The organism is Gordonia lacunae (assembly GCF_002149015.1).
GTDB classification, from domain to species: Bacteria; Actinomycetota; Actinomycetes; order Mycobacteriales; family Mycobacteriaceae; genus Gordonia; species Gordonia lacunae.
Genome location: NZ_NGFO01000004.1, coordinates 15,510 through 29,328, shown reverse-complemented (window position 1 = coordinate 29,328; position 13,819 = coordinate 15,510). Strand labels below are relative to the sequence as shown.

13 protein-coding genes are annotated in these 13,819 nt (G+C 68.2%); 8 read left to right on the top strand and 5 right to left on the bottom strand.

What is annotated here, in order from left to right; all coding sequences use genetic code 11:
• Window positions 1-187 precede the first annotated feature (187 nt).
• The 3 genes from CA982_RS04590 to lon all read left to right on the top strand — a co-directional run bounded on the left by CA982_RS04590 (window position 188) and on the right by lon (window position 3,483).
• Entirely contained in the window at window positions 188-370 is a 183-nt protein-coding gene (locus CA982_RS04590) for a hypothetical protein (RefSeq protein WP_086534178.1), read from the top strand.
• A 61-nt stretch (window positions 371-431) separates the two neighbouring features.
• Complete coding sequence (locus CA982_RS04585; RefSeq protein WP_086534177.1) at window positions 432-1,076, top strand: VOC family protein; 645 nt, start codon at window positions 432-434, stop codon at window positions 1,074-1,076.
• 64 nt (window positions 1,077-1,140) lie between these two features.
• Window positions 1,141-3,483 (top strand): endopeptidase La, encoded by a 2,343-nt coding sequence (lon, locus tag CA982_RS04580; RefSeq protein WP_086534176.1) that lies wholly within the window; start codon window positions 1,141-1,143, stop codon window positions 3,481-3,483.
• A gap of 70 nt (window positions 3,484-3,553) precedes the next feature.
• Here the strand turns inward: lon and CA982_RS04575 are convergent, their stop codons facing one another.
• The 3 genes from CA982_RS04575 to CA982_RS04565 all read right to left on the bottom strand — a co-directional run bounded on the left by CA982_RS04575 (window position 3,554) and on the right by CA982_RS04565 (window position 6,849).
• Complete coding sequence (locus tag CA982_RS04575) at window positions 3,554-5,257, bottom strand: HNH endonuclease signature motif containing protein (RefSeq protein WP_086534175.1); 1,704 nt, start codon at window positions 5,255-5,257, stop codon at window positions 3,554-3,556.
• Between the two features lie 101 nt (window positions 5,258-5,358).
• A complete protein-coding gene (locus tag CA982_RS04570) occupies window positions 5,359-6,177 on the bottom strand; it encodes a DUF1353 domain-containing protein (protein WP_086534341.1) in 819 nt (272 codons plus the stop codon).
• 72 nt (window positions 6,178-6,249) lie between these two features.
• Window positions 6,250-6,849 (bottom strand): TetR/AcrR family transcriptional regulator, encoded by a 600-nt coding sequence (locus CA982_RS04565; RefSeq protein ID WP_086534174.1) that lies wholly within the window; start codon window positions 6,847-6,849, stop codon window positions 6,250-6,252.
• 101 nt (window positions 6,850-6,950) lie between these two features.
• Here CA982_RS04565 and CA982_RS04560 point away from each other — a divergent pair, with 101 nt between their 5' ends.
• From CA982_RS04560 to CA982_RS04540, 5 genes are read left to right on the top strand one after another with little or no spacing between them, the layout of a single operon-like run.
• Window positions 6,951-7,478: a DUF4242 domain-containing protein gene (locus CA982_RS04560; RefSeq protein ID WP_086534173.1), complete on the top strand. Its 528-nt coding sequence runs from the start codon at window positions 6,951-6,953 to the stop codon at window positions 7,476-7,478.
• A 5-nt stretch (window positions 7,479-7,483) separates the two neighbouring features.
• A complete protein-coding gene (locus CA982_RS04555) occupies window positions 7,484-8,518 on the top strand; it encodes an acyl-CoA dehydrogenase family protein (RefSeq protein ID WP_086534172.1) in 1,035 nt (344 codons plus the stop codon).
• Window positions 8,494-9,228: an ABC transporter ATP-binding protein gene (locus CA982_RS04550; protein ID WP_167383328.1), complete on the top strand. Its 735-nt coding sequence runs from the start codon at window positions 8,494-8,496 to the stop codon at window positions 9,226-9,228. Before CA982_RS04555 ends, CA982_RS04550 begins: the two co-directional genes overlap by 25 nt.
• Window positions 9,225-10,388: an ABC transporter substrate-binding protein gene (locus CA982_RS04545; protein WP_086534170.1), complete on the top strand. Its 1,164-nt coding sequence runs from the start codon at window positions 9,225-9,227 to the stop codon at window positions 10,386-10,388. Before CA982_RS04550 ends, CA982_RS04545 begins: the two co-directional genes overlap by 4 nt.
• Entirely contained in the window at window positions 10,385-11,173 is a 789-nt protein-coding gene (locus CA982_RS04540; protein ID WP_086534169.1) for an ABC transporter permease, read from the top strand. The genes CA982_RS04545 and CA982_RS04540 overlap by 4 nt, the downstream gene beginning before the upstream one ends.
• A 10-nt stretch (window positions 11,174-11,183) precedes the next feature.
• On the opposite strand, the gene CA982_RS04535 is transcribed toward CA982_RS04540, so the two are convergent.
• Window positions 11,184-12,431, bottom strand: a complete 1,248-nt coding sequence (locus CA982_RS04535; protein WP_086534168.1) for a sulfotransferase family protein — start codon at window positions 12,429-12,431, stop codon at window positions 11,184-11,186.
• A complete protein-coding gene (locus CA982_RS04530) occupies window positions 12,428-13,543 on the bottom strand; it encodes a DUF1214 domain-containing protein (RefSeq protein WP_086534167.1) in 1,116 nt (371 codons plus the stop codon). The genes CA982_RS04535 and CA982_RS04530 overlap by 4 nt, the downstream gene beginning before the upstream one ends.
• Window positions 13,544-13,819 lie beyond the last annotated feature (276 nt).

Sequence of the window (13,819 nt, the reverse complement as noted above, 5' to 3'; positions counted from 1 at the left end):
TCGGATGGACGTGGCTTCGGTTGTACCGCACTTCGTGGCGGGCGGGGATTCGGACGGCCGACGGCGCCGGGTTCGCGCCGGCGTGAGTCTTGGCGTCGTTTTCTGGCACAGAAGTACTTACTTATGATTGAGTGTTGTGATTGCGACCACAACGGTGTGGTCGAGCGTTGTATGCAGAGGACCGCCCATGACCCCCGATGTCACACCCGCACACCGACTCTCCCCGTCCTGGTCGCAGGCTGTGCCGAGTGCGTTGCGCGGCGCGGCGGGTGTCGTGCTCACCACCGCGGCCTTCCTCGTCGCGGTGACCGTCCTGGTTCTCGCCCAGATCATCGTCTTCGCCACCCGCGCCGCGGTCGATCTGACCTGAGGTTCGCGACCGGTCAGGAATCGAGAAGCGTGCGGCCGGGTCGGCGTCCTAGCGTCGAAGCATGACGAACATCAACGCACTCACACTCGAAGTTCCGGACATCGCTACGGCACAGGCGTTCTACGACAAGGCCTTCGGGCTCGGCGACCGACTGCGCTTCCGCGCGGGAGACTCGCCGACCTCGGGTTTCCGCGGTTTCGTGATCTCTCTCGTGGTCGCCGATCCGACGGTCGCCGACTCCTTCCTGCAACCGGCGATCGAGGCCGGCGCCACGGTGCTCAAACCCGCCAAGAAGTCCTTCTGGGGGTACGGCGGCGTGGTCCAGGCGCCCGACGGCGCGATCTGGAAGGTCGCCAGTTCGTCGAAGAAGCCGACGGGCGCGCCGGCGCGGGAGGTCGACGATCTGGTCCTGCTGCTCGGCGTCGACGACGTCGCGGCGACCAAGGAGTTCTATGTGAGTCGCGGATTCACCGTGGCCAAGAGCTTCGGCCGGAAGTATGTCGAGTTCGAGAGTGACCCGGATTCGATCAACGCCGACTCGATCAAGCTGGCGCTCTACGGCCGCAAGGGCGCGGCCAAGGATGCGGGTGTCCAGCCGGACGGGTCGGGTTCCCATCGGTTGGTGATCGGCGGCGATGCCGGCGAGCTGACCGATCCGGACGGGTTCGCGTGGGCGGCCACAACACCCCGTTCGCTCCTGGCATAAATCGCTCGGGAACAAGATTCCTGCCACCTGGGTTGAGTCGGTCAGACTTAACTCTGGAGGTTTCATGTCGCAGACATATTCACTGCCGGTTCTCTTCGTTCCCGACGTCGTCGTTCTGCCCGGCATGGTCGTGCCCATCCCGCTCGACGATGCCGCGCAGGCCACGGTCGACGCCGCCCGGGCGAGCGAGACCGGAAAACTGCTGGTCGCGCCGCGTCTGGACGACCGGTATCCCACCTACGGTGTCATCGCGTCGATCGTGCAGGTCGGCCGTATCCCGGGCGGCGGCATCGCTGCCGTCGTCAAGGGTGAGCAGCGCGCGCAGATCGGGACCGGGACGCCTGGTCACGGTGCGGCGCTGTGGGTCGAGGTGACCGAGGTCGACGCCGTCGAGGTCACCGACGACGACCGTGAACTCGCCGGCGAGTACAAGAAGCTCGTGCTGGCGATGCTGCAGCGCCGCGAGGCATGGCAGCTCATCGACGCCGTCAACAAGATGTCCGATCCGTCGGATCTCGCGGACACCTCGGGCTATGCGTCGTGGCTGTCCGACGAGCAGAAGCGTGAGTTGCTCGAGACGCCGGTGACTGCGGCGCGGTTGCGCCTGCTCATCGAGTGGACGGGCGATCATCTGGCCGAGTCCGAGGTGACCGAGAAGATCGCCGAGGACGTCCGCGCGGGCATGGACAAGCAGCAGAAGGAATTCCTGCTGCGTCAGCAGCTCGCCGCCATCCGCAAGGAGCTCGGCGAGGACGAGCCCGAGGGCGCCGACGACTATCGCGGCCGCGTCGAGGCAGCCGACCTGCCCGAGAAGGTGCGCGAGGCCGCGCTCCGCGAGGTGGGCAAGCTCGAACGTGCCAGCGACCAGTCGCCGGAGACCGGATGGATCCGCACCTGGCTCGACACCGTCCTCGACCTGCCGTGGAACACCAGCACCGAGGACTCCACGGACGTCAAGGGCGCACGCGAGATCCTCGACGCCGATCACCACGGCCTCGACGACGTGAAGGACCGCATCGTCGAATACCTGGCGGTGCGCGCCCGTCGCGCCGAACGCGGCCTGCAGGTCGTCGGCGGACGCGGGTCGGGTGCCGTGATGGTGCTCGCCGGTCCGCCCGGTGTCGGCAAGACATCGCTCGGTGAGAGCGTCGCCCGTGCGCTGGGCCGCAAGTTCGTGCGCGTCGCTCTCGGCGGCGTGCGGGACGAGTCGGAGATCCGCGGTCACCGGCGTACCTACGTCGGCGCGCTGCCCGGCCGGATCGTACGGGCCATCGGCGAGGCGGGATCGATGAATCCCGTTGTGCTGCTGGACGAGATCGACAAGGTGGGCTCGGACTACCGGGGCGACCCGGCCGCCGCGCTGCTCGAGGTCCTCGACCCCGCGCAGAACCACACCTTCCGCGATCACTACCTCGATCTCGACCTCGACCTGTCCGATGTGCTGTTCCTCGCGACCGCCAACGTCATCGAGAACATCCCGTCGGCCCTGCTCGACCGCATGGAGCTGGTCACGCTCGACGGGTACACCGAGGACGACAAGGTCGCCATCGCCCGCGACTACCTGCTGCCCCGGCAGGCCGAGCGTGCGGCGCTGACCCCCGACGAGGTGACCGTCACCGATGCGGCACTGCGGGAGATCGCGGCCAACTACACCCGCGAACCCGGTGTGCGACAGTTCGAACGGCTGCTCGCCAAGGCGCTGCGCAAGGCCGCGACCAACCTCGCGATCGAATCGGGAGAAGAGGAAACCCCGACGGTGCCCGTCACCATCGACGAGCCCGACCTGCGGGACTACCTGGGGCGTCCGCGCTTCACGCCGGAATCGGCGGAGCGGACGGCGGTCCCCGGTGTCGCAACAGGTCTCGCGGTCACGGGCATGGGCGGCGATGTCCTGTTCATCGAGGTGAACGCCACCGAGGGCGAGCCGGGTCTGAAGCTGACCGGGCAGCTCGGCGACGTGATGAAGGAGTCGGCACAGATCGCACTGTCGTACGTGCGGGCGCATGCCGAGCAACTCGGCGTCGACCCGAAGGCGCTCGACAAGACCATCCACGTGCACGTTCCGGCCGGAGCTGTGCCAAAGGACGGTCCGAGTGCCGGCGTCACCATGGTCACCGCGCTGGTGTCGATGGCGACGGGACGTCAGGTGCGCAGCGATGTCGGGATGACCGGCGAGGTCACGCTCAACGGGCGTGTCCTGCCGATCGGCGGGGTCAAGCAGAAACTGCTTGCGGCGCAACGCAACGGGTTGAAGACCATCTTCATCCCGCAGCGCAACGAGCCCGACCTCGACGACGTGCCGGCCGAGGTGCTCGACGCCCTCGACGTGCGGCCGATGACCGACGTCGCCGAGATCGTCGCGCAGGCGCTGGAAGTCGCCGTCGACGCGCAGGTGAGCGCGGCCTGACCCGCGCTCTGTGACCCCAACACCCCGGTGGGTACGTGGAAGACCACGTTCCGCCGGGGTGTTGGCGTTGTCAGAATGGCGGCGGGTCGTCGTCGTGGGTTGTCGGCTGATGGTGGGCTGCCTCGCTCCGGGCGCGTCGATCCGCTTCGCGCTGTGTCTTGTTGCGGGCACGTTCTTCTCGCCGCTTCGCGTGTTTCGCGGCGGTTCGTTCGGTGATCGTGCGTGGTAGTCGGCCTTGCCGCTCCGGCACGATGACTCTCGGACTCGGTGGGGCTTTCGCGGCTTGCTCGAATCGGATACGACGCAGGTTGGGGAACAGATCTTCGAGGGTTTCGGCCTCGCCGGGGATGACAAACCCCTCCGGCGTCGCAAACTCGGTGACCAGTCGGCCGTCGTCATCGCGGTACTGCACATCGGTCCAGTCGCTGTGCGTCTTGTGCAGATGACCGGCACGGCATTTGGCGTTGAGGTTCTCACTCGACGTCGCACCCCCGCGCGCCGGCCGGGCGTGGTCGTACTCGGCGACATGGTCGACATCGGCGGTGAACGCCGAACGCGTGCAACCCGGTTCGGTGCAGTAACCGTCGCGAACCCGCACGAACTCCGCACATGCGGCGCTCGGCCGATACGGATCACCGGGCAGCGCGCCCGGAAAGACCACCACGGTGGCCGTACCCGGCTGTGGCGCGGCGATGTTCGCGGTCCGGGTGGTGTCGTCGTCGTATCCGCCCTCGCCGGTCACGGCTGAACCGCCGGCGACGATATGCGTGGGTGGTGTGCGCACCGGGGTGACCGGGCTCAGGGTGGCATTGTGCCGTGCGGCGAGGTCGCGCACATGCTCATCGCAGATCACCCCGTGTCCGTCAACCCACCCGGGCCCCGACCCACCGGCCAACGTGTCGGCGTCGGTCACGACGTGGATCACGATCTCGGCAGTCGCCGCCGCACTGGCAGGATCGACGGGTGGTGCGGTGCAGTCGGATTGTCCGCACGCGCACGTGAACGCTGTTCGGGTGAGCAACGCGCACATGGCATCAGAGTTGCGTTGGCTGCGGGTGCGTCCGTCCCGGTCGCACACCGACGCCGCGAGCGCGCGCACCGAGGCGTCGCAGGCCCGAATGTTCTCGGCGGCCATGACCGCGGTGATCTCACCGGTCCCGTCGCCGTGGTTTTCGGTCCACACGCCTCGTGTGTCGAGCGCTTCGCGGCGTCGTTCGCGGACCGCGTCGGCGTCGTGGCCGAAGACCAGCCGGTCGATCATGTCACGCAAGCCTGACGTCGACCACGACCCGACCCGATTCCGCAGCAAGGCGGCGATGGATGCGTCGAGCACCTCGATGATCCGGCGGCTGTCGAGGTCCTCGGGATCGAGAAGGTGATCATCGGACACCAGGTGGGTGCGGCCGATGATCTCGCGGATCTGGTGCGGGGCGATGATGCCGTCGCGCAATGTCTCCAGCACCCGCGGCAGCCGACCACGAAGACACAGGGCGTCGTCAACCAGCGTCGCCGCGCGGTGACGGCTGATGCCCGCTTCGCGGGCCACCCGGGCGACGACGTCCCCGAAGCCGTCGGACACGTAGCTGTTGCCGACCGGGGTCAGGAACCGGTCGCACAGCACCAGGATCGTCTGATACCGGCACCACGCCAGATACGACTCCCCGGCCCGGATCGACCCCAGACGATGCATGTGGGCGGCGGTGTCGGCGTCGGCCGGGCGGGCAGGATCGACCCCGGCGAGGAACTCGCCCGGCAGATCGGTCCATGCCCCCACAGTGACTCCCCCGAAGTCGATGCGGCCCGATCTGGTTGACCGGTCCAACTGATACTCACCAAGCTAAACCACACCACCGACAAGAATGCTCCGCCGATGCGCTACGTGAGCCCGACGATGCGGGCGACCTTCTCTGACAACAGATACAGCGCATAGGCGAAGTACGCCACGATGGCCGCGGGTAGGAGCCACAAGGCGGCAACGGCCGCAACGAGACTCGCGGCCCACTGCCGTCCCCACAGTGGTGCGGCGACAAAGATCATCAGGAGCGAGAAGACAAGCGAGACCGCAGGCGACGACGTCGGCCACGGCCAGCCGAACAGCAACGCTCCGGTCGAACCGATCGCCGCAGAGATTCCGGCGACGCTCAGCAATAGCCACACCGCCACACTGAGTCGCCGCCATCCGCCTGCGACCCAGCGTGTGCGGAGCGCCACCGCCGACCACATGATCCACCGTTTGAGCCAGGGGACCCCGGACGTCCGCATCATCTCGCGAAAGAAGCGATCGGACAGGGTGTCACTCCCGAGCGCACCGGAGTTGGCGGTGCCCGTGATGAGCTCGTCGTGGATGAGCGCTGCCAGTGAGTGTCTGCCGTAGGGGTTTTCGAACCAGCGCAGGAACCGGGGGATCGAGGCGAGGTCGGTCGGGTTGTCCTCGCGCGGGACGAACGTGCGGGCGGCGTCGACGGCCCGGCGCGCCTGCGGCTCCGGCGTGCCCCGATCGATCAGCTGTTCGACGAGGTACTCCTCGATGTCAGGGTGGGAGAACCGGAACGCGTTGCGCACGACGAACTGTCGTTCATCGATCTGCGCGATGTCGACCTCGCCGCGTCCGGTCGGGTCGTCGACGACGAAGCCCGACGCCGGCGCCACCCGCCATGGCACCCATCGCGCATCGTTCGGTGTCGGTGAGCTCATCACCACCTCCGCGTCGACGGGATGTCTCGACCGTAGCCTCGATGTCCACCGGACGGGTGCGGAACGCCGGGCTCACCCGGTGGTGCGGTCGAGCAAGGCCTCCACCAGCTGCTTGCCGGTCTCGATGGGGGCGGTGGAGCGGGCCATCTTCGACCCCGAGAGCGCGCCGTCGTAGACCACCTGGATCTGTCGCGCGGTCGCGTCGGGCTCCGAGACGCCGAGTGCGCGCAGGTTGTCACCGAGGGTGTCGAGGAGCCACGCGCGGTGCGCCGTGATGGGAGGCAGGTCGGTGTCGGGGAACTCGGTGGCGGCATTGGCGTACTGACAGCCGCGGAAGTTGCGGGTCGGGGCCCCGGCGATGGCGAGGTCGAAGAAGGTCAGGATGCGCTCACGCGGATCGGAGAGGGCCTTCGTCGCCTCGAACCACCGGTTTTGATCAGCCTGATCCAAACGCTCGAGGTAGGCCACGACCAATCCGTCTTTCGAACCGTAGGCGTTGTACAGACTCGCCTTGGCGACGCCGGACTCACGCAGGATCAGATCGATGCCGACCGACCGTATGCCCTGTGCGGCAAACAGTTCGGTGGCGGTGGCGAGCAGTCGATCGGCCGGGCTGCCGGGCCCGGCAGCGGAGGTCGCGCGGCCGGTGCTCGCCTGTGCGGGGTTGCTCACAGCGCCAAGAGTAGACCACGAGAGCCCATAGACAGACCGGTCTGTCTATGCCAGGGTCGGTGCGGTCACCAGCGGGCACACCGACGCAGAAAGGCTCACCCATGGCGCTCTTCCTCTACGAACTCGAACCTGCCGACAGCGATGCGGGCAAGGTCGAGGAACTCATCAAAGGACTCGACGCGCACCTGCGTACCGCCGGCGGCGAACTGATCGAGACGCAGGTGACCGAGGGCGCTGCCCGGTTGTTCGTGATCGCCGAGTTCGAGGGCTGCCGGGCCGCGGGGCTCGACGGGGTCGAGGCCCTCCGGGGGATCGTCGCCGCCGGCCCGGACGAGGTCCGGCTCGTCGGCGCAGACCTGGACGAGCTGAAGAAGGCGCGCCCGACCGCCGGCTACCTCGTCGAGTGGGACATCCCCGAAGCCATCGACATGGAGACCTACCTGGCGCGCAAGAAGGCGAACTCGCCGAAGTACGCCGACGTCCCCGAGGTCAGCTTCCTGCGGACCTATGTCCGCGAGGACACCGACAAGTGCCTGTGCTTCTACGATGCCCCGGACGAGGCGGCCGTCCGTCACGCTCGTGAGGTCGTGTCGACCCCGGTGGACCGCCTCCACCGTCTGCAGGGCTGACCGGTATGGCGCCGACACTGACCGATGAGCTCGGCGAGGTCGTCGCGTCCGTGGCCGATCGTGCCCGCGATCTCGACGCCGGGCACACCGACACCCGACTCGACATCGCCGCGGCCGGTGCGGCCGGCCTCCTGGGCCGGGGAGTCGTCGACGGCTCGCTGGCGTCGATGATCGACGTCCTCGAACGTGTGTCGGCGGTGAGCCTGTCGGCCGGATTCTCGTTGTGGGCGCAGCGGATGACGATCGAGTACGTCACCCGATCGCCGGAGCCATTGCGGGAGAGGCACCTGGCGTCACTTCTCAGTGGCGAGCGGATCGGTGTCACGGCCATGGCGGCGGGTCTGAAACAGGTGGCCGGTCTCGGCGAGGTGCCCATCACGGGGCGTCGCGGCCGGGCGGGTGTGGTGGCGACCGGACCGATTCGCTGGGCGTCGAACGTCTACGACGAATCGCTGATCGTTCTCCCGGTGCGCACCGGCGACAGGACCCTCGTCGCGGTCGTCGACGCGGACGCGCCCGGCGTCGAGATCCGTTCCGCGCCAGAGCTGGTCGGTTTGGGATCCACCGCCTCGACGTCCCTCGAGCTCGTCGACGTGACGATCGGCGCGGACAGCGTGATCTCCGATGACCTGACCGCGTTCGTCCGGGGGATACGGCCGGTGTTCCTGCTGTTGCAGTCCGCATTCTGCAGCGGAGCCATCGGTGCCGCACTTGACGGTGCCGTCGAGTCGCTGACCGGGGTCAACGAGGTGTTCCGTCCCGAGTTGGACGAACAGACGGCCGAATTCGATTCGATACGTGCACGTCTCGCGATGTTCGCCGCCGATCCGACGACACCGTCGCCGGCCGATCTGATCCGGCTGCGCCTCGACGCCGCCCGAACCGCGGTCGCGGCCTCGCGGCTCGAGGCGACCGTCCGCGGCGGTGCGGGTTATGCGACCGCGAGCGCCACCAACAGGCGGTTCCGGGAAACAGCTTTCATCCCCATCCAATCACCCTCGGAAGGACAACTGCGGTGGGAACTCGCGCAGTTCGAATAGTCGGTGGCCGCAAGTCTTTTCGCGGCACATCCGTGTTGTCGGGCATCGACCTCACCGTCGACGACGGAGAGTTCGTGGCCGTCCTCGGGCGTAGCGGCAGCGGAAAGACCACGCTGTTGCGGGTGCTCGCCGGTCTCGAGACCCTCGATGCCGGCAGCCTGGAGTGGCGGGATGAGTCCGGCGGGGAGCGACCAAACACGGGGGTCGTCTTCCAACGTGCACTGCTGATGCCGTGGCTGACCGTCGAGGAGAACATCCGGTTCGGGCGCCGATTCGCCGCGCACCGTTCGTCGTTCGAGAACGATCACGCGCTGGGCCTGTTGCGCCGGTTCGGGCTCGACGGCCTCACCGGCCGCTACCCTGACCAGTTGTCGGGCGGGCAGGCGCAACGGGTGGCGATCATCCGGGCGGCCGCAATCCGGCCCCGGCTGCTCTTGCTCGACGAACCCTTCAGCGCACTCGATCCCGCGGTGCGCGGCGAACTGCGGAACTGGCTGGCCGAGTTGGCCGCCGAACTGGGGATCACCGTCGTCCTCGTGACACACGACGTCGACGAGGCGCTGGAACTGGCCGACCGGATCGTCCTGCTGTCCGCAGCGGGTCGGATCGGCGGGGAGTGGCAGCTCGACTCCGGTCTCGGCGGCGCCGACCCCGACCGGCGCGCCGAGATCCTGACGCACTTCGGTCACCAGGTGGGGCAGCAGGTGTGAACGCGCCCATCTCACGCCGGCTCCTCCTGGCCGGGGTCGGCGGGCTCACGGTCGCGGGCGGCATCGGCGGTGTCGTCGGGCTGGGCCGGGCCGCCACGGCAGCGCCACCGGGTGCCTCCGATGCGCTGCGCGTTGGGTATCTACCGATCACCGATGCGGCGCCGCTCCTCGTCGCACACGCCGCCGGGCTCTACGAACCGGCCGCGGTGAGTTCGACGAAGCCCGTGCTGTTCCGGAGCTGGTCCTCCCTGGCCGAGGCCTTCGTGACACGCAAGGTCGACGTCGTCCATCTCCTGATGCCGATGGCGGTGGCACTCCGCTACGCGATGAAAAGCCCTGTGCAGGTGTTGGGCTGGAATCACACCAACGGGTCGGCGCTGACCGTGGCGCCCGACATCGTCGACCTCGAGCAGCTCGCCGGCGCGCAGGTCGCGATCCCGGCGTGGTGGTCGATCCACAACATCATCCTGCAGCGGATGTTGCGGACCCACGGACTGCGACCGGTCATCCGTACCGGGGCGTCCCGAGGTGACAAGACCGTCGAACTGATCGTGATGAGCCCCTCGGACATGGTGCCGGCGCTGGCCAACGGTTCGATCGCCGGTTATGTCGTGGCCGATCCGTTCAACGCGATGGCCCAGGTGCGCGGCATCGGCCGCATCCACACCTTCCTCGGCGACGTGTGGCGCCAGCACGCCTGCTGCGCACTCCTCGTCCATCAGTCGGCCATCGACGAGCGCCCCGCCGCGGTGCAATCCCTCGCCGACTCCGTGGTCGCGGCCCAGCACCACATCGACCTCGACCGGCCGCGGGCCGCAACGGAACTCGCCGGCGGGTATCTCCCACAACCGAAACCGGCCATCGCCAAGGCGCTGACCTACGACCCGGCCGACTTCGCCGTGCGCAACGTCGACTGGCAACCACAGCGACTCGGATTCCAGCCCTTCCCGTTCGCGAGCTTCACCGAGCGGCTCGTCACCGAGATGGACAACACCCTCGTCGACGGCGATCGCCGCTTCCTCGGGCGCCTCGACCCGGCGACAGTCCATGCCGACCTCGTCGACGACCGATTCATCCGCAACGCCATCGGATCTCGCGGTGGCGCGGCCGCTCTCGGACTACCGCCCGAACTCACGAGAACCGAACAGGTGACGCCATGACGCTGCTGACCCAGGACGAGACCGCGGCGGCCCCGCGCCGGCGATCCGGTTCCGTCATCGCCCCGCCGCTGATCGCCATCGCGGTGCTGGTCGCCCTCTGGTGGGCCACGACGACCGTCCTCCCCGCAGCCGACTCCCTCGCCCGCCAGTTCGCCCCGCAACAGGTGTTTCCGGCGATGCTGGAACTCCTCGACCGCGGTGTGCTCCTGCCCGACATCGGATTGAGCCTGTGGCGCTTGCTGATCGGCCTGCTGATCGCGGTCGTCCTCGGCTTTCCGCTCGGCCTGCTGATCGGCCTGAGCCTCACCGCGGAGCGCGCCGCGAACCCCATCGTCGCCTTCCTGCGGATGATCTCGCCGCTGTCCTGGGCTCCGGTCGCGGTGATGGTGTTCGGCATCGGCAACGAACCGGTCATCTTCCTGATCGCCATCGCGGCGATCTGGCCGATCGTCATCAACACGGCGGCCGGCGTGAAGTCGATCGACCCCGGCCTCGTCGAGGTCGCGCGATCGTTCCATGCCACCCGGACCGAAGTCCTCACGGCCGTGGTGGTCCCGGCGATCCGCGGCAACGTGCAGACCGGCATCCGCGTGGCCCTCGGCATCGCCTGGGTGGTTCTGGTGCCCGCCGAGATGCTCGGCGTACGTTCCGGTCTCGGCTACCAGATCCTCAACGCCCGCGATCAGCTCGCCTACGACCAGGTGGCCGCCCTGATCGTGGTGATCGGCATCCTCGGCTTCCTCCTCGATGCCGGTGCCCGGCTGGTGCTCACCCGACGACGCTGAGCCGGGGTCGTCATCGCTGGACGGGCACGGCGTCGGTGTAGAACGCCATCCGTTCACGGAGCGCGTCGGGATCGATGCCGAACTCCTCGGGGGTGTACCGGTGTCGACCCTTGCCATGGCGGGGTTGCGCCGCGTCGTGCTCGGCGATCAGCGCGGTGACGTCCGGTGGATCGATCCCGGCCGCGGCGTAGACCCGGCCGATCGTCGTCGCGGGGCTCGCCACCAGGTCCCGGTAGTCCAGGTCCAGGATGGTCGCCGACGCGGCCGCGGGCGAGGACCGGAAGTCCAGTGCACGCCGAAACCACAGTTCGGATTGCTCGACCTGGAATCGTCCGACATCGTGGCCGTCCACCTCGTCGCTGTAGGTCGACCGATAGGTCGCGAACAGGCTCGCCCCGGACGCCACCGTCTCCACGATGTCGCGGTGCAGGTGCACGATGCAGACACCGGGATACGTCGACGCCAGATGCGCGAGCTCGGGTGTGTGGGCAGGCGCTTTGAGCAGCCAGCGACGGGCCGACCCGTCGTCGAGGATCTGCAACATCGTCCGATGTGCGTCGTACTCGGCGGCGAAGTCCTGGGTCGCGAGCCACGCCGCGTAGCCGTCGAGGCGCATGGTCGAGGCGAATCCCCAATTGCGCATGGTCGTTCCCATGCCGAGCACGCACTCCTCGGGGAGGGCCGGACCGGAGTCGTGCACCGCCGCCATCGACGGGTTGAGCACGTGCAGGGGATTCGGTTCGGCGGCCTGGGCCTCGATGACCCGCTCGCGCTCGGCGGGATCGAGACTTGCGGCGCGCCATGGTGCGTAGAGCTCGAGCGGCCGAGGCGCGCGGAGCCGCGGATCTCGGGCCAGGAGACGGAACAAGAACGTCGTCCCGGTGCGCCACCCACCGATGATCACGATCGGCGGCGTGAGGTCCCGGCCGGCGATGGTGGGTTCGGTCCGAAGCTTCGCGGCGACGATCGATCGCGCGCGCAACTTGCCGGTCACGGCGTCCTGCGCGTTGCGGATGCCGACGGCGTTGAGCCGGCCGTCGGCGGCCGCGGAGTCGAGGAACTGTTCGAGCCCAGGTCGCCAGTTCGCGGGATCGCCCAGGCCGTCGGTTCCGTGTTTCGCAGTGGCCCGTTCGACGATCCGGTCGGCCTCGCCCGCCCCGAGACGATACGACTCGGGATTCTCGACGCGGTCGGCTTCGGCGGCCGCGTAGATGGCCTGTGCCGTCTCGGATCTGGGCGGGGGTGCCCATCGGGTCATCGAGTGCCTCGCAGTCGGTCGAGTCGTATCACGCGTGCCGACGGCAGCGTCGGGGTCGTCGTCGGTTGGACAAAGCGCATCACGACGACCCCGAAATCTCGTCCCTCGGTGTCGATCCAGTTCGCCCCGCCGCCCGGGTCCGCGGCGGCGACGACGAATCGGTATCGGCCGTCGACGACGTTCGCGGTCGTTCCGGTGTACGACACCGGCCGGTACCGGTGGTCCAGGGAGTTGAGGAATCGGCTGTAGGCCAGGATGTTCCAGTATCGGCAGTCGACGACCTCGCCCTCGATGACCAGGGCCTCGTCCGGCCCGAGGCGCCACCCGCCGCGGACATAGTGGATCCCCGGTTCGGTGAACACCGCGCCACCGGCCATCTCCGACCAGTGGCGCAGCGTGTTCGGTGGATCGCGGTCCTCGGCGGTGGACATCTCGAAGATCGTCGGGAGCAGGGACGTGGTCGCGGCGAGCGTCCCGAGTTGCGAACAGAACCGCGCGGCGTCGATCAGCGGGGGTACGTCCGGTCTCCCGACCGGTTCGATCCGGCATGACCCCGGTTCGTCGTGTGCGACATCGTCGTAGAAGAACCGGACCCAGACGACGGCGGATCCGTCCGGGAGATCGAGCCGGTTGCCGGTTCCCGCATCCGTTCCGCCGAGGTCGATCTCGAAGTCACCTGCGTCGTCGAAGGTGATCGACTCACTGTCGATGCGTGCCGTCGCCTCCGAGGCGAGGCCGCCGGTGCGGCGATACACGGTGATCGAGACATAGGATGCGTCGCCGCGCGATCCGCGGATGCGGTACTCGCGGTCACCTCGCACCTCGGTGACCCAGTACCCGAAATCGGGATTGTCCATCAGGAACTTGTGACGCCAGCCGTTGAAGGGCACGAGTTCGGGTCGTTCGCGGTCGACCTCGAGGCGCGACAACTGATTCGCCACCCCACGGAGAAGGGCACGGAACCCGTCGGCCTGTTCGGTCGGATCGAGACCGGCGGTGTCGGCTTCGAGCTCGGCTCCGGCCGCGCGCAGGGCGTCGACGACAGCGTTCCAGGCCGTGACCTCCGGTCTCGCCGGTTCGTTCGAGCCGCGCTGAGGATCCCCTGACGTCATCGGCTGTCCTCGGATGTGGCGGGCGCCGTTCGCCGGCTCCCAAGTGGAATCATATGCTTCCCGTTGAAATCTGCCGTGCGCTCCCCTCGGTGTCAAGAGTCGGGCCGCGTACACCGCGGACCGCCGGCCGTCTACCTGCACCGTCGGACCTGAGTGAACCCTGCTCAAGTTTTTTCGACGATCCGGGAACAATCCGCCGACGGGGCCCGTTACACACTTCGAGAAACCTGAGTGATCCAGACTCAAGTAGGTTTGACTCGGACCCGCTTTTTCAGT

Coding starts and splice junctions, on each gene's coding strand:
- CA982_RS04535 (WP_086534168.1), bottom strand. CDS start 12,431: ATGACCCGATGGGCACCCCCGCCCAGATCCGAGACGGCACAGGCCATC.
- CA982_RS04530 (WP_086534167.1), bottom strand. CDS start 13,543: ATGACGTCAGGGGATCCTCAGCGCGGCTCGAACGAACCGGCGAGACCG.
- CA982_RS04570 (WP_086534341.1), bottom strand. CDS start 6,177: ATGAGCTCACCGACACCGAACGATGCGCGATGGGTGCCATGGCGGGTG.
- CA982_RS04590 (WP_086534178.1), top strand. CDS start 188: ATGACCCCCGATGTCACACCCGCACACCGACTCTCCCCGTCCTGGTCG.
- CA982_RS04540 (WP_086534169.1), top strand. CDS start 10,385: ATGACGCTGCTGACCCAGGACGAGACCGCGGCGGCCCCGCGCCGGCGA.
- CA982_RS04555 (WP_086534172.1), top strand. CDS start 7,484: ATGGCGCCGACACTGACCGATGAGCTCGGCGAGGTCGTCGCGTCCGTG.
- CA982_RS04585 (WP_086534177.1), top strand. CDS start 432: ATGACGAACATCAACGCACTCACACTCGAAGTTCCGGACATCGCTACG.
- lon (WP_086534176.1), top strand. CDS start 1,141: ATGTCGCAGACATATTCACTGCCGGTTCTCTTCGTTCCCGACGTCGTC.
- CA982_RS04560 (WP_086534173.1), top strand. CDS start 6,951: ATGGCGCTCTTCCTCTACGAACTCGAACCTGCCGACAGCGATGCGGGC.